Origin of the sequence: Nocardia sp. JW2 (assembly GCF_051843015.1) — a bacterium.
GTDB classification, from domain to species: domain Bacteria; phylum Actinomycetota; class Actinomycetes; order Mycobacteriales; family Mycobacteriaceae; genus Nocardia; species Nocardia coubleae.
The window spans coordinates 258,734-275,579 of sequence record NZ_JBPXLK010000003.1; the positions used below are offsets into that span (position 1 = coordinate 258,734).

The 16,846-nt window shown below is 69.8% G+C and carries 14 protein-coding genes; 5 read left to right on the forward strand and 9 right to left on the reverse strand.

Annotated features, from left to right (window positions below; genetic code table 11):
* The first annotated feature begins 25 nt into the window (after nucleotides 1–25).
* A complete protein-coding gene (ligD, locus tag ACSVDM_RS06545) occupies nucleotides 26–985 on the forward strand; it encodes a non-homologous end-joining DNA ligase (RefSeq protein ID WP_439263584.1) in 960 nt (319 codons plus the stop codon).
* Nucleotides 986–1,062: 77 nt separating this feature from the next.
* Nucleotides 1,063–2,013 (forward strand): D-isomer specific 2-hydroxyacid dehydrogenase family protein, encoded by a 951-nt coding sequence (locus ACSVDM_RS06550; RefSeq protein ID WP_439263586.1) that lies wholly within the window; start codon nucleotides 1,063–1,065, stop codon nucleotides 2,011–2,013.
* Here the strand turns inward: ACSVDM_RS06550 and ACSVDM_RS06555 are convergent.
* Together ACSVDM_RS06555 and ACSVDM_RS06560 are read right to left on the reverse strand one after the other, a co-directional pair.
* On the reverse strand, nucleotides 2,007–4,751 hold the full coding sequence (locus ACSVDM_RS06555; protein ID WP_439263588.1) for an ATP-binding protein: 2,745 nt from the start codon (nucleotides 4,749–4,751) through the stop codon (nucleotides 2,007–2,009). The genes ACSVDM_RS06550 and ACSVDM_RS06555 overlap by 7 nt on opposite strands.
* Nucleotides 4,752–4,804: 53 nt before the next feature.
* Complete coding sequence (locus ACSVDM_RS06560) at nucleotides 4,805–5,605, reverse strand: DUF5602 domain-containing protein (protein ID WP_439263591.1); 801 nt, start codon at nucleotides 5,603–5,605, stop codon at nucleotides 4,805–4,807.
* Between the two features lie 236 nt (nucleotides 5,606–5,841).
* Between ACSVDM_RS06560 and ACSVDM_RS06565 the strand changes: the two genes are divergently transcribed.
* The 3 genes from ACSVDM_RS06565 to ACSVDM_RS06575 are packed head-to-tail and all read left to right on the forward strand — an operon-like array spanning nucleotide 5,842 to nucleotide 8,429.
* The gene (locus ACSVDM_RS06565; RefSeq protein ID WP_067642359.1) at nucleotides 5,842–6,576 is read left to right on the forward strand and encodes an ESX secretion-associated protein EspG; all 735 of its coding nucleotides are present in this window, start codon (nucleotides 5,842–5,844) and stop codon (nucleotides 6,574–6,576) included.
* Nucleotides 6,577–6,612: 36 nt separating this feature from the next.
* Nucleotides 6,613–6,984, forward strand: a complete 372-nt coding sequence (locus ACSVDM_RS06570) for a hypothetical protein (RefSeq protein WP_067642360.1) — start codon at nucleotides 6,613–6,615, stop codon at nucleotides 6,982–6,984.
* Nucleotides 6,984–8,429, forward strand: a complete 1,446-nt coding sequence (locus tag ACSVDM_RS06575; protein WP_439263595.1) for a hypothetical protein — start codon at nucleotides 6,984–6,986, stop codon at nucleotides 8,427–8,429. The genes ACSVDM_RS06570 and ACSVDM_RS06575 overlap by 1 nt, the downstream gene beginning before the upstream one ends.
* Nucleotides 8,430–8,679: 250 nt before the next feature.
* On the opposite strand, the gene proB is transcribed toward ACSVDM_RS06575, so the two are convergent.
* The 7 genes from proB to ACSVDM_RS06610 all read right to left on the reverse strand — a co-directional run bounded on the left by proB (nucleotide 8,680) and on the right by ACSVDM_RS06610 (nucleotide 16,836).
* Nucleotides 8,680–9,795, reverse strand: a complete 1,116-nt coding sequence (proB, locus tag ACSVDM_RS06580) for a glutamate 5-kinase (RefSeq protein ID WP_439263597.1) — start codon at nucleotides 9,793–9,795, stop codon at nucleotides 8,680–8,682.
* Between the two features lie 111 nt (nucleotides 9,796–9,906).
* On the reverse strand, nucleotides 9,907–11,370 hold the full coding sequence (gene obgE, locus ACSVDM_RS06585; protein ID WP_067642363.1) for a GTPase ObgE: 1,464 nt from the start codon (nucleotides 11,368–11,370) through the stop codon (nucleotides 9,907–9,909).
* 138 nt (nucleotides 11,371–11,508) lie between these two features.
* On the reverse strand, nucleotides 11,509–11,775 hold the full coding sequence (gene rpmA, locus ACSVDM_RS06590; RefSeq protein ID WP_067486232.1) for a 50S ribosomal protein L27: 267 nt from the start codon (nucleotides 11,773–11,775) through the stop codon (nucleotides 11,509–11,511).
* Nucleotides 11,776–11,797: 22 nt separating this feature from the next.
* Nucleotides 11,798–12,109 (reverse strand): 50S ribosomal protein L21, encoded by a 312-nt coding sequence (gene rplU / locus ACSVDM_RS06595; protein ID WP_067486230.1) that lies wholly within the window; start codon nucleotides 12,107–12,109, stop codon nucleotides 11,798–11,800.
* Nucleotides 12,110–12,341: 232 nt separating this feature from the next.
* Nucleotides 12,342–15,479, reverse strand: a complete 3,138-nt coding sequence (locus tag ACSVDM_RS06600; protein WP_439263601.1) for a translation initiation factor IF-2 N-terminal domain-containing protein — start codon at nucleotides 15,477–15,479, stop codon at nucleotides 12,342–12,344.
* A 495-nt stretch (nucleotides 15,480–15,974) separates the two neighbouring features.
* Nucleotides 15,975–16,391, reverse strand: coding sequence for a nucleoside-diphosphate kinase (gene ndk / locus ACSVDM_RS06605; RefSeq protein WP_439263604.1), 417 nt, complete (start codon nucleotides 16,389–16,391; stop codon nucleotides 15,975–15,977).
* 46 nt (nucleotides 16,392–16,437) lie between these two features.
* Entirely contained in the window at nucleotides 16,438–16,836 is a 399-nt protein-coding gene (locus ACSVDM_RS06610) for a DUF4233 domain-containing protein (protein ID WP_067642365.1), read from the reverse strand.
* Nucleotides 16,837–16,846 lie beyond the last annotated feature (10 nt).

Below are 16,846 nucleotides of genomic sequence, written 5' to 3' on the forward strand. Positions count from 1 at the left end.
GGCCCGCTCGTCTATCGTTGCGCGTGTGGCCAAGTCTGCGGCTCCGGCGGTCGAACTGCCGGTGGGTGAGTACACGGTACGGGTCAGCAATCCCGATCGGGTGTACTTCCCCGAGCTCGGCGTGACCAAGCTCGACCTGGTGAACTACTACCTCGGCGTCGGCGACGGCATCGTCAACGCGCTACGCGACCGGCCGTGCATGCTGCACCGCTTCCCCAAAGGGCTGGCCGGTGACAAGGTCCATCAGAAACGGTTGCCCGCCGGTGCGCCCGACTGGATTCCGACCGTGCGGGTGTACTTCCCGCGCTACGGCAGGCACGCCGACGAACTCTGTGTGGAGAAGCTCGCCGACGTCGCGTGGGCGGTGCAGATGTCCACCGTGGAGTTCCATCCCTGGAATTCCCGCTCGACCGACACCGAGTCACCCGACGAGTGGCGCATCGACCTGGATCCCATGCCCGATTGCCCGTGGTCGCGGGTGCAGCGCGTCGCCGGGGTGGTGCGCGAGGTCCTCGACGAGTTCGGTGCCGTCGGCTGGCCGAAGACCTCCGGCGGTCACGGCCTGCACGTCTACGTGCGGATCGCGCCGGACCACGGCTTCCAGCAGGTGCGCCGGGCGGCGCTGGCCTTCGCCCAGGAAGTCGAGCGACGCGCGCCCGACGACGTGACGACCGCGTGGTGGCGGCGCGATCGCGACCCGAGCGCCCTGTTCGTCGACTACAACCAGAACGCGCGCGACCACACCATCGCCGCCGCCTATTCGGTGCGTGGTGTCCCCGAGGCCACCGTGTCGACACCGGTGCGCTGGGACGAGATCGACTCCATCCATCCTCGTGATTTCACGATCCGGACGGTCCCCGCCCGCTACGCCGAACTCGGTGACATCCAGGCCGACATGGACGACGCCGTCTTCGACATCACGCCACTGCTGGAACTCGCCGACCGCCACGGCGTGGACGAACCCGTCGATCTCGACGAATCGTGAGGTCCTGACTCGACGCGGTCCCGGCGGTCCGGGAGAATCGGAACTCTGCCCGCCCCGGCATCAACCAGGAGGACTTTGTGCAGGAATCCGCGATCACCGTCGCGATCGGTCCGGACCCGAACGCTCCGCGACTGCTCGAGAAGGCGGTTGTCGGCGCGGGTGCCCGGGTCGGTCCGCTCGCCGACGCCGACGCCCTGATCTGGACCGGGACGCCCGCTGATTTCCCGGCCGAATTGCCCGCGTCGGTGCGCTGGGTGCAGTTGCCCGCCGCGGGGATCGAGGACTTCTTCGACGCGGGCGTGTTCGCCGCCCACCCCGGCCCGACGTTCACCTCCGCGGCGGGCGCCTTCGCGCACAGCGTCGCCGAGCACGCGCTGATGCTGTTGCTGGCGGGCGTGCGATATCTGCCCGAGCAGTTGCGCGCGACCTCGTGGCGGCAGCGCGAGTTCTTCCCGCACGTGGGGTCGTTGCGCGGCAAGACCGTGACGATCGTCGGCGCGGGCGGTATCGGCCGCGCGCTGATCCCGATGCTCGCCCCGCTCGGTGCGCACGTGATCGCGGTGAACCGGTCGGGCAACCGCGTCACCGGCCCCGGAATCGGCGCCGACGTGGAGACGGTGCCCGCCGATCAGCTCGGACGGGTCTGGTCGCACACCGACCACGTGGTCGTCGCGGCCCCGGCGACCGCGCAGACCCGTCATCTGATCGGTGCCGACGAGCTGGCCAGGCTCAAGCCGTCGTCGTGGGTGGTGAATGTGGCGCGCGGCAGCCTGATCGACACCGACGCGCTGGTCGACGCACTGCGGCGCGGCCTCATCGGCGGTGCCGGACTCGATGTCACCGACCCGGAACCGCTGCACGACGGGCATCCGCTGTGGGACCTGCCGAACGCGATCATCACCCCACACGATTCCAATCCGCCGCAACTGCGCCTCGCCGCTTTCGCCGATCATGTCGGCGCCAACGTGGCCCGGTTCGTGGCGGGCGAACCCTTGCGCGCGATCGTGGATCCGCAGCGCGGTTACTGATCGATCCGGCCGCTGCCGACCCAGGACGCGATGCGGCTGCGGCTGGTGAAGCCGAGTTTGGTGAGAATGTGCTGCACGTGGTTCTGTGCCGTGCGTTCGGACAGGACGAGCGCGGTAGCGATCTCCCGGTTCGTGAGGCCACGTGCCACCAGGCGGGCGACCTCGCGTTCGCGCGGAGTCAATGTGGTGCCACCGTTTTCGCGCGCCACGACCATCCGCAAACGCTCGATCCACGGTGTCATCCCGGCCGATTCGGCCACCGGCAACGCACCCTCGGCCACGGTAACGGCTTCGGCGATGGCACCGCGGGCAAGCAGGAGTTCGGCCAGTTCGCAGTCGGCCTCGACGGCGAACCCGGGAGCGCCGATCGTGCGTGCGGTTCGCGCCGCCGCGCGCAGATCCTTTTCGGCGGTATCCGGGTCGTCCAGTGCGGCAGCGAATTTCCCCAGCCACAACTCGACGGGTCCCAGATAGTGCGCGTTGCCACCACCGCCGGTGACGTGGCCGTTGCGGTAGCGGCTCAGCCGCTCACGGAAGTAGGCCACGTCGTCGACGATGCCGAGGCCGGCCGCGACCGCACCACCGACGGCGAGCACATCGAGCGCGAAATACGCTGGGACCACCCAGGTTCCGGGACGGCCGAGGCCACGGTAGAGGGACTCGGCCGCTGCGGTCATGCCGCTGTCCACCATCGGGAACGCGGTGCCGAGCGCGGCGAACAGCAGATTGCGCACCTCGCCGCGCACGGGTGCCTGCGGCATTGCCAGTGCCTCCGGCGGATGGCCGCGGTGGTGCCCGACCACGACCAGTAGTGATCGGTAGGCGCCGAACGCGGCGGGATGGCCGAGTGTGGTGGCCAGCTCGTGTGCCCGCCGGGCCCGGTCGAGAGCGTCGTCGAACTCGGCGCGCGCCTGCGCCAGCGCGGCTTCCGCGACCAGCCGGTGCCACCGCGCCATCGGCCCGCCGGTGTGTTCGGTGCACCAGGACAGGCACGACAGCTCCCCGGTGATCGCGCCGAGATCACCCTGCTCCCACAGCGCATCGATGCGCCACAACCGGCCCCACATCTCCATGGCCGGGTCGCGTGCGTCTTCGCCCGCGGCGATCATTCTGGTGGCGAGTTCGAGATGTTCGTCCCGATGGTCGGGTCCGCTGCAGGCGAGCTGGCGGGCCCGCAGCGCGGCGGCGAGGACCGCCGGGTCGTCGCTGCGCTCGGCCACCGCGAGCGCGACCCGACTCGACGCGTCGACACCGTGTGAGCGGCCCAGGTAGATCGCGGTTTCGGTGGACCGGGCCAGCAGCCGGGCTCGCAGCGACACCGGCAGGTCGGCGGCGGCGAGCGCTTCGGCGCACGCGTCGGCGATATCGCGGTCCCAGCCGCGCTCGCCGATCGGCTCGAGCACCAGGGCAGCCTCGGCCTGCAGGACCGGCTCCCCGGTCTTGCGGGCCAGCGCCTCGGCGGCGGCGCAGTCGGCGCGGGCGGCGGCGAGATGACCCGCGCGGACCTGGGCGGCGGCCCGCCCCAGCAGCAACCTGCCCCGCTCGAGCGAATCCAGCTCGGCGGCATGGGTCACCGCCAGCCCGTAGAACCGCACAGCGTCCTCGAAAGCCAGCTCCCGCAATGCCACCTGCGCGGCACGGCGGGCCCAGCGCACGGCGGGTTCGTGTGCTCCGGTCACCGCCGCGTTCGCCCAGTGCCAGGCCAACGCGGCCGAATTCGCCTCCACCGCATCGGGATACAACCCCTCGATGGCCAGGGCCGCGCGCTGATGCAGCACCACACGCTGATGCAGCGACAGATCGTCGAGCAGGGCGGCCCGCACCAGCGCATGCGCGAACCGCACGGTGCCCGGATCATCGTCGGGCGCCAGCAGGCCCGCATCGACCGCTTCGTCCACCGCGGCCAGACAGTCCGCCGCCGAGCGCTCGACCAGCCGCGCGGCGACCGCGATCGAGAACCGCTCACCCAGAATCGAGGCCGCCCGCAGCAGCTCCGCGGCCCGGTGCGATCGCGGCGCCATCCGCGCGCGCACCACCTCACGCAGACTGGTCGGCAGGTGTAGCGCGTCGTCGGTGCTTCCGCGCATCGACCGGCCTAGTTCACGCAGGTAGAAAGGGTTTCCGCCGGTCATGTCGAACGCACGGTCGGCCAGTTCGGCGGGCAGCGCGCGCCCGGCTTCGAGCTGCAGGCAACGCGCCGAGTCCGCAGGCGAGAGGCCACGTACGGGCAGCGAGGCGGTGACCGGTTCACGCAGGAGTTCGGGCTTGATGGCGGTCCAGCCGCCGTCCTCGGCGCCGGTGCGCTCGGTGGCGCACACCATCACCCGGCGATCCCGCAGCCCGCGCACGACATAGAGCAGGGCCTGCAGCGAGGGCTCGTCGGCCCAGTGGATGTCGTCGATCACCAGCAGCGTGCCGGTTGCCGCGCCGTCGTCCAAGCTCGCCGCGAACGCCTCGAACAGCGCGACGCGGTCGCCGTCGGGCGCGGCGATCCCCGGACCCAGCGCCTGGCGCCACAACCAGAACGGCGGCGGATCGGGCAGCTCGAGCGCCCGCGCCCAGAGCGTGCGCACCCCGCGTTCACGGGCGCGCGCCGCCAGCTCGGCGACCAGCCTGGTCTTGCCGACCCCGGCCTCGCCGGTACAGATCACCTGCTGCGGAACCGCGTGGACCGCATCGTCGAGCCGGGCCAGCAGGTCCGCCAGCTCCCACTCGCGCCCGATCAGCTCGGTGATCACACCTCACCTCCGAGTAGACGAGCCTACTCGCAGGTGAGGGGCTTACAGAAGGGTCAGGAAGCGGTGCGATCGGTGAGCCCACCGACGGTCACCACATACTCGTCGGCCGTATCGTCGAAGCTGATCGAATAGGTGGTCGGATACCGCGCGGTGCGCTGGTAGGCCTGCGGCTGCGGAATGTCGCCGGTGAACGACGGCTTGGTGAGCAACCATTCCAGGGTGAACATCGGCTCGGTGAAGATGTACTGGCCGTCCCAGGAGCCGTTGATCAGGGTTTGCGTGAATTGCCCCGGCGCGACCGGATTGCTCATGTCGAGCCAGTGCACGCCCATCGCGGGGACCGCCTGCATCTCGATCGGCTCGGGCGCCGTCACATAGCCGGCAGGCATGTATTTCGCGTCCGGGTTCACGGCCGCTTTCGCCAGGAACTGCGGGTCCTGTGGGCTGATCGCCGTCACCGCCGCCGGGTCGATGAAATAGAAGTGGGAGTCGAAGTGCGGCTTGTCGAACATGCCCGCCGGTGGATGGCCGTGCGGCACCCAGTCGAAGGTGAGGTGGTCGATCACCGCGCCCGCCGCTTCCTTCGGCAGCGCCAGCGGTCTACCGGCGGGGGGTGGGCCCTCCGGCTCACCGGCCGGCATGGGCAGCCCCTCCAGTGCCGCCTCCTGGATTCGCAGGCCGACCTCGGTCGGCTTGCCCGAGTCGTCGGTGGTCACGTAGGTGCGGATCTGTCCGTTGCCGAGGGCGAGTTCGTCGCCGTAGTAGGTCTTCGCGTCACTGTCGTCACCGCAGGCCGCGCCGAAGGCGAGCACGAGAACGGCGGCCAGTGCCGTGGTGATGCCGCGAGTACGCATGGTCCTCACCCCAGTTCCGCGAGTCGGACGGCCGCCTCGAACACGTAGGTCATAGCTCCTCCAGTCAACGGATCTGTCCTGACGGTAGGAGTCACAGCGGTGACAGACGTCCGCCGAAATACTCATCCGGGTACTCATTGCGCCGGAGTTTCCATTCGGGCGGATGAACGGTGCGCCGGAATCGGACACTGCGGTTAGGCTGAGCTCGTCCTGGTTCGGTAAGGATGGGATCGGCAATGGGATGGACCTTCACCGCGGACGAGTTCGCGCACGTCTGGCGGGAGACCGGTCGCGACCGGGTGCCGTTTCCGCTGCGGCTGCTCGAAACGCCGCGCACCGAGGACGAAGCGCGCCGATTACGTTCGACGCTCGACCAGCGACTGACGCCCGGCACCGATCCCGACCTCACCGCGTGCCTGCGGATCGTCGCCGAACCACACGCCAGGATCGTGCTCGTCGGCGGCGGGCACACGCCGGGCAGCGAGATCCGGTTACTGGCCTGCGCTGTCTACGATCACGCGGTTCTCGTGGTGCAGGAACCCGGCACCCGACCCGATTACGGTGGGCAGGTGCGGGTTTCGATCGGGCACAGTGCCGGAATCGGGGCGCGCGTCACCGCCTGCCTGCCCGACACACCGCCCGGACGTGAACCCGCGCGTGAGGCGGCGGCCGACGCGGTGCGCGACGAGGAGACCGTGATCGCGGCCCATCCCGCGGTGCCCCGGATCCAGCGTTTGCTGCGCCGACCGCACACCGCCGAGGGGCATATCCGCATCGAAACCGGACTCGACCGTGAAACCCCCTCCCCGCCGCTGCATTACAGCTGGATCGACGTCGCGGGCGACGGGCGCTACCTGCTGCGCGTGGGAGAAACGGTGCACGTGGTTCCCGCTTCGTCCGGTCAGCTCGCCGCGCAACTGCAGCGCCGGGTGGCACCGGCGCACAGTTCGCACAATCGTAGGTCCGGCTAGCCTGGACACCGACGCTTGATCTGGAGGGGAGACGCGATGACGATCGAGAGCAGCCGAGCCGAGATCTCCCGGTTCCGCAGCGCCGCCGCGGCGGGGACGGTGAAATTCGATCCCGAGGCCGCGCGCCGGTGTGCCGATCTCTACGCACAGCAGGCCGACCGGCTCGCCGAATTACGCCACGACCTCGAAAACGCTGCCGAGGCAGGCGGATTCGGTGGTTTCGTCTCCGCACAGCAATTACAGGCCGGCTTCGCGCACAAGGCGCGCGACGCCGCCGATCTGCTCGATCGCTACATCGAAGCGGCCTACCGGATGCGTGAGGCGTTCCTGCTCAGCGCGGGCCTCTACGAGGAAGCCGACGCCGCCGCGGCCGCCGCGCTGCGTGCCATCGATACGCGGGTGCACTGATGAGTACTGATCCCACCTACATCAGTGCGATGGAACATTTCGAATCCATGCCGCACGAGCAGATCTACGCTCGCACCCAGCAGATCGACGCCGGGGAGATCCTCAGCGCCTCGATGGCCTGGCTGGAAACCGCCGCTGCCCTCGTCACCCTCCCTGTCGCCAAATCCAACGCCGATCAGGTGATGGAGGAGGCGGGGTGGGAAGGCGCGGCCGCCGAAGCCGCCGCCGCGAGCACCCGCAGCTTCGCCGCCGCCATCGACGAATTGGCCGCCGTGATGGCGGAAGTCGGCACCCGCCTCGGTGGGGTGGCGGCCGCCGCCGAAGCGGTGAAGCTGGCGGTGGTCGCCCCCGGCGACTCCGGCCCGATCGGCACCATCGCCCGGTTGCTGGCAGCCGCGGATGTCATCGACGCGCAGATGGCGGCCGAAGCATTGCGCCAGGAAGCGCTCCTGGCCATGAACATGATCTACAAGCCCGCCTACACCCTGGCCGGAACCGGCGTACCCGCCCTTCCCGTCCCCGCTACGGATTCCCCTGTCCCACTGGACAACCCGCCCCGAACCAACGGCGCTCCCCCTGCCGAGGCCACCCCCCAGAACCCCGAAACCCCGGCACCCGCCAACCCGAACAACTCCGCCCCCACCACCGAAAACCCCGCGCCCCCAGCACCGTCCACCGAAGCGCCTGCGCCGACCGAAAACCCGGCGCCGCCTGGCGAGCGCACACCGCCGAGCCCCAACCCCGCTACCCCCAGCGAAAGCCCTGCGCCGACCACGGAAATTCCGGCACCGCCCAGCGAAAGCTCTACGCCGACGAGCGAGCCACCGGCCCCGCCGAGCGAAGGCCCCTCCCCCACCACCGAACTCCCGGCACCGTCGAGCGAGATTCCGGCCCCGTCCAGCGAGCCACCAGCCCCACCGAGCGAAAGTCCCTCCCCCACCACGGAACTCCCGGCACCGCCCAGCGAAGGCCCCGCCCCAACGAGCGAGCCGGCGCCACCCAGCGAAGCTCCCAGCCCGACAACCGAACTCCCGGCGCCGCCCAGCGAAGCCCCCAGCCCGACCAGCGAACTTCCGGCACCGCCCAGCGAGAATCCCGTCCCGCCCAGCGAGCCACCGGCACCGCCGCCGACGAATCCTGCTCCGCCGCAGGTGGAAAGCCCGGCGCCGCCGAGCGAGCCACCCGCGCCACCGAGCGCGAACCCTTCACCGCCGAGCGACCCGCCCGCACCGCCAACTCAACAGGACTCCAACCCGACCGCCCCGGACACCAACACTCCGCCGATCGCCCCCGCACCACCCCAGAACGCCCCCGACATGTCCGACCCAGGCGGCCAACCCGGCGTCACCGGCCCCGTCCCCGGCGCCGAACCACCCCAACCCACACCACCACCTCAACCCCCAGGCGGCCTGGACCAACCGGGCGTTATCCCGCCGCAGCGATAAGAAGCCGACGCATTCGGCCGGGAACGCTCACGCCGATCCCATCCCACAGCCGCCGTGGACCGACCCGATGTCATCCCGGCTCGACTTCAGGATCAACTCGATCGGTCGAGGACCACAGCACGGGCAGTGCTGCTATGCCCAGGCGACGACGATCACGAGCAGACCGAGCTCAGCGAAGAGGAGCGGCCGAGGCTGATATCGAGCTGCGCTCGAGAGCATCGCGGCCTACCTGCCGATGGAGTCGGAACGCTCACACCTTGACGAGGTCGTCGGCGTGGATGACCGGGCGCTGCATGGTTTCGGGGAGGTCGGTGGTGGAGCGGCCGAGCATGGTGGACAGTTCGGTGCTGTCGTATTCGACGACGCCTCGGGCGATGACCTCGTCGGTGGGGCTGACGAGGTCGACCACGTCGCCGCCGAAGAAGCGGCCGCGCAGGCCGGTGATGCCCGCGGCGAGCAGGGAGCGGCGTTCGGCTACGGCGGCGACGGCGCCGTCGTCGAGCAGGACGGCGCCGCGGGTGTCGGCGGCGTGGCGGACCCAGAACTTGCGGCCCGACAGGCGGACGGGGCGGGCGGCGAAGGCGGTGCCGACGGTGCTTGCGGAGAGGGCGGTCGCGGCTTCGGCGGCCGAGGCGAGCAGGACGGGGATGCCCGCGTCGGCGGCGAGGCGGGCGGCCGACAGTTTGGAGGCCATGCCGCCGGTGCCGAGCGCACCACCGCTGCCCGCGATGACGCCGTCGAGATCGGCACTGCCGCGCACCTCGGGAATGAAATTGGCGGGCCCCTTGCGCGGGTCGCCGTCGTAGAGCCCGGCCACATCGGAGAGCAGGATCAGGGCGTCGGCGCCGACGAGGTGGGCGACGAGGGCGGCGAGGCGGTCGTTGTCACCGAAACGGATCTCCTCGGTGGCGACGGTGTCGTTCTCGTTGACCACCGCGACCGCACCGAGGGAACGCAACCGATCGAGGGTGCGCTGCGCGTTGCGATGATGCTCACGACGCGCGAAATCATCGGCGGAGAGCAGTATCTGGCCGACGGTGCGGCCGTAGCGGGCGAACGAGGTTCCCCAGGCGTGTGCCAGGGCGAGCTGGCCGACACTGGCCGCGGCCTGTTTGGTCGCCAGGTCTTTGGGCCGCTTCGACAGGCCCAGCGGTGCGAGCCCGGCGCCGATGGCACCCGAGGACACGACGACCACATCGGACCCGGCGCGCATCCGCGCTTCGACGGCATCGGCGAGCAGATCGAGCCGACCGGTGTCGAGACCGCCTTCGAGGCTGGTGAGAGCCGACGAACCGATCTTCACCACCACGGTGCGCGCCGACACGATCGCGGCCCGCCCCTGACTCAGCTCCGAACCCACCTGCATCGCCCAACTCCCTGCACGAATCGTCGTCGACGGGCTCGCAGGAGCCCTACCGCAGTATGCCGACCGACTCGTCGCGCCCGACAGCGAATTTCGCCGGGCGCGACACCACCGTCAACTCTTCCGTTCACCGTTCTCGTCGAGCAGACCACGCCGCGCCTGCGAGGCGAGCTTGCGCTCGGCCGCGCCGATGCGGTCGTTGTTCTCGAGCCGCAGGTCGGTGCCGCGCCCGGTCGGCTGCATGTCGACACCGGCCGAGATCTGCGGCTCCCACTCGAAGGTCACCTCGCCGATGGTCACCGGGCAGCCGGGTTCGGCACCCTGCTTCACCAGCTCCGCTTCGACACCGAGACGAGCCAACCGGTCGGCCAGGTAGCCCACGGCCTCGTCGTTGTTGAAATCGGTCTGGCGGATCCAGCGTTCCGGCCGGGTGCCGCGCACGATGAAACCGCCGGGTTCCTGCGGATCGGCGATCACACTGAAACCGGACTCGTCGGTCGCGATCGGGCGGATGATCGGCCGCTTGGGCGCCGCCTTGGGATGGTCTTCGCGGTACTGGCGGACCATGTCGGCCAGTGCGAAGGTCAGTGGACGCAGACCGGCGCGGCTCACGGCCGAGATCTCGAAGACCGGCCAGCCGCGGGCGGTGAATTCGGGTGTCACCATCTCGGCGAGCTCTTTGCCGTCGGGGACGTCGGTCTTGTTCAGGATGACCACGCGCGGGCGGTCGGCCAGGTCGCCCAGGCTCTCGTCACCGGAGAGCGCGGGCTTGTACGCGGCGAGCTCCGCCTCGAGCGCGTCGACATCGGAGACGGGGTCGCGGCCGGGTTCGAGGGTCGCGCAGTCGACGACGTGGGCGAGCACCGCGCACCGTTCCAAGTGCCGCAGGAAGTCGAGGCCGAGGCCGCGCCCCTGGCTGGCGCCCGGGATCAGGCCGGGCACGTCGGCGACGGTGAAGGTGGTGTCGCCGGACTGCACCACGCCGAGATTCGGCACGAGCGTCGTGAACGGGTAGTCGGCGATCTTCGGCTTGGCGGCAGAGAGCACCGAGACCAGCGACGACTTACCGGCCGACGGGAACCCGACCAGACCGACGTCGGCGACCGACTTCAGCTCGAGAACGAGATCGAGTTCCTCGCCCTCCTCGCCGAGCAGCGCGAAACCGGGCGCCTTGCGCGCCTTGGACGCCAGCGAGGCGTTACCGAGCCCACCACGACCACCACGGGCGATGATGAACCGGTTGCCGACACCGACGAGGTCGACAACGACCTTGCCGTCGCTGTCCACGACCACGGTGCCGTCGGGCACCTGCAATACCAGGTCGGTGCCCTGCTTGCCATCGCGGTTACCGCCCTCGCCCGGCTTGCCGTTGCCCGCCTTGGCGTGGGGATGGAAGTGGAAATCGAGCAGGGTGTGCACGTTGGCGTCGACCTCGAGGATCACATCGCCACCGTTGCCGCCGTTGCCCCCGTCGGGACCGCCGAGCGGCTTGAACTTCTCACGGTGCACCGAGGCACAACCGTGTCCACCTCTACCGGCACGAACATGCAGCACGACGCGGTCGATGAATTTGGACATGGGTTGATCCTCCTCCTTCTGACTTGTCGTTTTCGGTAAGGTGTCCGGTTTTGTAGTGAAAGTCTACGAACACGACAGAGCGGGTCAGGGAAACCCTGACCCGCTCTGGTATCCGTGGGGAGCTGACGCTCCAGGCGGTCAGGCCTGGACCGGCTCCGGGACAACGATGTTGACGGTCTTGCGGCCACGCTTGGTGCCGAACTCGACCGCGCCCGCCGCGAGGGCGAACAGGGTGTCGTCGCCACCACGGCCGACGTTCACGCCGGGGTGGAAGTGGGTTCCGCGCTGACGGACGAGGATCTCGCCCGCGCTGACCTTCTGGCCGCCGAAGCGCTTCACGCCGAGGCGCTGGGCGTTCGAATCACGACCGTTCCGGGAGCTGGATGCACCCTTCTTATGTGCCATTGCTTCGTCTCCTCGGGAATTCTTACTTGATGCCGGTGACCTTGATGACCGTCAGCGGCTGACGGTGACCCTGGCGCTTGTGGTAGCCGGTCTTGTTCTTGAACTTGTGAATCCGGATCTTCGGACCCTTGGTCTGATCGACGACCTCGGCGGCCACGGAGATCTTGGCCAGCTTGTCGGCATCGGTGGTCAGATCGGCGCCGTCGACGACGAGAACCGGGGTCAGGGCCACGGCGTCGCCGGGCTTGCCCTCGATCTTCTCGACCTTCACCAGGTCACCGACCGCGACCTTGTACTGCTTTCCGCCGGTCTTGACGATTGCGTACGCTGCCATCGGTCGGCTTCCTCCACTCACGTTGGTCCTGCACATGTCCACGCCGCAGCTGCGACGCGTATTCCTGGGCTCATCCCCGCACGTGCGGGGGAAGAACGTTAGCTGCCTGCCTGCGGTATCACCCGGCCGTCCGGCCAGATGCCCAATCGCTGGGCAGCGACCGACCTAGGTTACCAGAACGGTATGCCGTCCCCCAATTCGGCCGGTCAGGGCCGAATCGGGGGACGTCACCTCAGTTCGATTCCGGCGCAGGCGCGCCCGCCGGACGGGCCACCGCACGCCTGCGCGGCTTGCGCTGCGGGACGACGACGGGTTCGGCGTCGAAGTCCACGACGGCTGCCGCGGGCGGCTGCTCGTTCGCCGAGACGACGAACACCGCGCCCGCGCTGTCGGCGGCCGGAGCCGCCGTCGAACGGGCTACGCGACGCCTACGCGGCGCCCGGGCGGCCGGTTCCTCGGCCACCGGTGCGGGTTCCCCGGCGACGGGAGCGGCGGGCTCCTCGACGGGTTCCTGGGCGAGCGAAGACGATTCGACGGGCTCGACCGTCGGCGCCTCGTCGGCCGGGGCGGGCGTGACGACGACCTCCTCGACCACCTCGTCCTCGGCCGGGACGACCCCGGTCAGTGCGGGGCTGTCGATCGCGGTCTCGGTCTGCGCGGCGCGGTTGGACCGCCGCGACCGGGACCGGGAGCGCGAGCGGGTCGGCTCGGGAGCCGGCTGCTCGGTCTCGACCTCGGCCTGCACTGTCTCGCCGTCCTCGTCGCCGTGGTGGGCGGCCATCGCCAGCGCGACCGGGTGGGCCCGCTTGACGGCGATGTCCTCCTCGTCGTGCTCGGCGACCGGCGCGGTGCCGTTGGTGGCCGGAGCGGCCGCCTGGGCGGGCTTGGCGTCGCGGTCCTTGTCCTTGCCGCGACGACGCCGCGAACCGCTCTCCTTGCCGCGCGGTTCCTCGATGCCCGACCCGGAATCGACCGGGTAGGAGTGCACGAGGATGCCACGGCCGTGGCAGTGCTCACAGGTGGTGGAGAACGCCTCGACCAGGCCGGTCCCCAGCTTCTTGCGCGTCATCTGGACCAGGCCCAGCGAGGTGACTTCCGACACCTGGTGGCGGGTGCGGTCGCGGCCGAGCGCCTCGGTGAGGCGGCGCAGCACCAGATCGCGGTTGGACTCGAGCACCATGTCGATGAAGTCGACGACGATCATGCCGCCGATGTCGCGCAGCCGCATCTGGCGCACGATCTCCTCGGCCGCTTCCAGGTTGTTCTTGGTGACGGTCTCCTCGAGGTTCGAGGAGCCGGAACCGGTGAACTTGCCGGTGTTGACGTCGACGACGGTCATCGCCTCGGTGCGGTCGATCACCAGGGTGCCGCCCGAGGGCAGCCACACCTTGCGGTCGAGCGCCTTGGCCAGCTGCTCGTCGATGCGGTAGGCGTCGAACACGTCGACACCGTTGTTCTCGTGCCGGTTCACCCGCGGCAGCAGGTCGGGGGCGACGGTTCGCACGTAGTTCTCGACGGTGCTCCACGCGCGCTCGCCCTCGATGACCAGCTTGGCGAAGTCCTCGTTGAACAGGTCGCGGATGACCTTCACCAGCATGTCCGGCTCTTCGTAGAGAGCCTTGGGCGCGTCCTTGGCCGCGTTCTTCGAGGCCTCTTCGATGGTGCGCCAGGTGGCCTGCAGCCGTTCCACGTCGCGCGCCAGCTCGGGCTCGCTCACGCCTTCGGAGGCGGTGCGGATGATGACGCCCGCGTCGGCGGGCACGATCTCGCGCAGGATCTCCTTGAGCCGCTTGCGCTCGGTGTCGGGCAGCTTGCGGCTGATCCCGGTGGAGGTGCCACCCGGCACGTACACCAGGAAGCGACCCGCGAGGGAGATCTGGGTCGTCAGGCGGGCACCCTTGTGGCCGACCGGGTCCTTGGAGACCTGGACCAGCACGGTGTCGCCGGGCTTGAGCGCCTGCTCGATCTTGCGTTCCTTGCCGCCCAGACCGGCGGCCTCCCAGTTCACCTCACCGGCGTAGAGCACACCGTTGCGGCCGCGGCCGATGTCGATGAACGCGGCCTCCATGCTCGGCAGCACGTTCTGCACCTTGCCCAGGTACACGTTGCCGACCATCGATGCCTGACCGGAGCTGGTCACGAAGTGCTCGACGAGGATGTTGTCCTCGAGCACCGCCACCTGCGTGGTGGTCTGGTGGCCCGGTGCGTGCTCGGCCGGATCGAACGCCTTCTCGCGCACGACCATCACCCGGTCGACGGCCTCGCGACGGGCGAGAAACTCCGATTCGGTGAGGATCGGCGGACGGCGGCGGCCCGCGTCGCGGCCGTCGCGGCGGCGCTGACGCTTGGCTTCCAGGCGGGTGGAACCGGAGATGCCCTGCACCTCGTCGGAGGCACCGGCCCGGCTGCGGCTCTTGTTGCGCGGCTCGCGCTCGTGCACGACCGTGTTCGGCGGGTCGTCCTCGGCGGCGGCGTCGGTGTCGGCGGACTCCCCGCCGACCTTGCGACGGCGGCGGCGCCGACGGCGGCGGCTCGCGCCCTCGGGCTGGTTGTCGTCGTCTTCGTCGGAGTCGTCGGACTGCTCGGCCTCGGCCGGGGCGGGCTGCTCGGCGGCGGGCTCGTCCTCGGTGTCGTGATCGTCGGAGTCGTTGTCCTCGCCGTCGGCGGACTGCTCGCCACGGCCGCGACCGCGACCACGGCGCCCGCGACGACGACGGCGCGGCTGCCCGTCGGCGTCGTTGTCGCTGTCGGAATCGGTATCGGTATCGGTATCACCGGACTGGTCGGTGGCCTCGGTCTCGTCGAGCGCCTCGGGCTCCTCGACGGGCTCTTCCACCTTCTTGGGCGCGCGTTCGGCGCGACGGCGCTTGCGCGCCTCTTCGGCGGCGCTCGCGTCGGGCGGCAGGAACAGCGGCATGCCGACCGAGGGCGCCTCGAAGGTCACCGGTTCGGGGGCCGGTTCCTCGGTCGCCCGGTGCGTGAACAGCCCGGTGTGGGCGTCGTCGGCCATCGGGGCGAACACCTCGTCGGGGCGCGCGACCTCGGGTGCGGAGAACAAGGTGGTGGTCGGGTCGGCCGGCTGCTCGGCGACGGGTGCGGTGGCTTTCTTCCTACCCCTGGTGGTCGGGGCGGGTGCCGGCGGTTCGCCGGTCTCGGCGTCGGCGGCGGCGATCGCGTCGCGCACGGTCTCGGCGACCGCCCGGTCGACATTGGATTGCACGCTGCGCGCCTCGGCGCCCAGCTCGGCCAACTTGGCCAGGATGCGCTTGCTGGTCACTCCCAGTCGTTTGGCCAGTGCATGAACTCGAATTCGCTCCGGCAATTGATCGGCATCCTGTTGTGTTGTGTCCAGCGGCTCTTGTTCGGCCACGAAGTCTCCTCGGGCCCCCGGGCGCGTCCATCCCCGGTACGGGAGTGACGCGGCCGGCGCGGGGGCATCGTCCGTGCACCTCGTACCCGATGGTACGAGGGTCATCTGGTCTCGCCCCGCGTATCCGGTCGCGCCTGGAATCGATCATCTGGCGGGCCAACCGGTCACGCGGCGCCTGGCTGTACGGCGTGACGCCGCGCGCTGAGGCGCTCATCCAGCGTGCCCGGCAACCCCAGCAACAGGGTGTCCATGGCAGCGATGATCGGCATCCAACTGCGGTGTCATCCGGTCATGTCCGTCGCCGCTGCCGCGTACCTGCGCGTCAGGCTGTCACCGACCGCCCTGGTGGGGCTTCGATGACATCGGTATCGAACACATCCGTCTTCAGTATCCCATATGGTTCGCGCGGTGATCGCCATCGGCGCAACTCGCGCGCGGAACCGTCACTCGAGCCCGTCGCGTCCGAACCGGACGCGACGAGCGAGGACAGCACGGTCAAGCAGGGGATTCGGGGAACCAGAGCGCGATCTCACGCTTGGCGGACTCGGGCGAGTCGGAGCCGTGAACGAGGTTGTACTGGGTCTCGAGACCGAAGTCGCCGCGGATGGTTCCGGGGACGGCCTTCTCGACCGGGTCGGTGCCACCGGCGAGCTGACGGAACGCCGCGATCGCGCGCGGGCCCTCGAGCACGGCCGCGACGACCGGGCCGGAGGTGATGAATTCGATCAGCGAACCGAAGAACGGCCGCTCGGCGTGTTCGGCGTAGTGCTCGCCCGCCAGTTCGGCGGACACGTTCTTCAGCTCCAGCGCCTTGATGGTGAGGCCCTTGCGCTCGATGCGCGCCAGGACCTCGCCGACGAGGCCACGGGAGACACCGTCCGGCTTGATGAGTACCAACGTCTGCTCAGTCACGCGCTAACCCTAGCGTCGGGTAGACGTCCACGCCGAACGACCCCGTTCAGGACTGGGTTCGCCGCATCCGCTGGCTCGGCAACAACCCGGCGTCCATGCGTCGCTGCACGTCGGCGCGCAGCAGCAGGATGAATGCCCACACGGCCGCGAACACCAGCCCGATGATCCCGATCGACAGGTGGATGAACGTTCCCGCCAGCACCAGGACCTGCAGCCCGAGGTTGAACGGGATGGCCCACGGCTTGCGCTGCAATCCGGCGCCGAGAATCATCAGCAGCGCCAGGACCACCAGATAGGTGCCCGAGAACCAGGTCACCCCGCCGCCCACCGAACCGACAACCGGCAGTGCCAGCAACACCACGATCGCCTCGAGGATCAGCGTCCCGGCCATCACCCCCCGGAATCCCTTCCAGGGGTCGGTAGCGGGCGGGGGTACCTCACTCATGCTCGATCCG

Excerpts from the sequence above, each read along its gene's own strand:
- obgE (WP_067642363.1), bottom strand. The coding sequence starts at position 11,370 with ATGTCCAAATTCATCGACCGCGTCGTGCTGCATGTTCGTGCCGGTAGA.
- ACSVDM_RS06565 (WP_067642359.1), top strand. The coding sequence starts at position 5,842 with ATGGGATGGACCTTCACCGCGGACGAGTTCGCGCACGTCTGGCGGGAG.
- proB (WP_439263597.1), bottom strand. The coding sequence starts at position 9,795 with ATGCAGGTGGGTTCGGAGCTGAGTCAGGGGCGGGCCGCGATCGTGTCG.
- ACSVDM_RS06560 (WP_439263591.1), bottom strand. The coding sequence starts at position 5,605 with ATGCGTACTCGCGGCATCACCACGGCACTGGCCGCCGTTCTCGTGCTC.
- ACSVDM_RS06570 (WP_067642360.1), top strand. The coding sequence starts at position 6,613 with ATGACGATCGAGAGCAGCCGAGCCGAGATCTCCCGGTTCCGCAGCGCC.
- ACSVDM_RS06610 (WP_067642365.1), bottom strand. The coding sequence starts at position 16,836 with ATGAGTGAGGTACCCCCGCCCGCTACCGACCCCTGGAAGGGATTCCGG.
- rpmA (WP_067486232.1), bottom strand. The coding sequence starts at position 11,775 with ATGGCACATAAGAAGGGTGCATCCAGCTCCCGGAACGGTCGTGATTCG.
- ACSVDM_RS06575 (WP_439263595.1), top strand. The coding sequence starts at position 6,984 with ATGAGTACTGATCCCACCTACATCAGTGCGATGGAACATTTCGAATCC.
- rplU (WP_067486230.1), bottom strand. The coding sequence starts at position 12,109 with ATGGCAGCGTACGCAATCGTCAAGACCGGCGGAAAGCAGTACAAGGTC.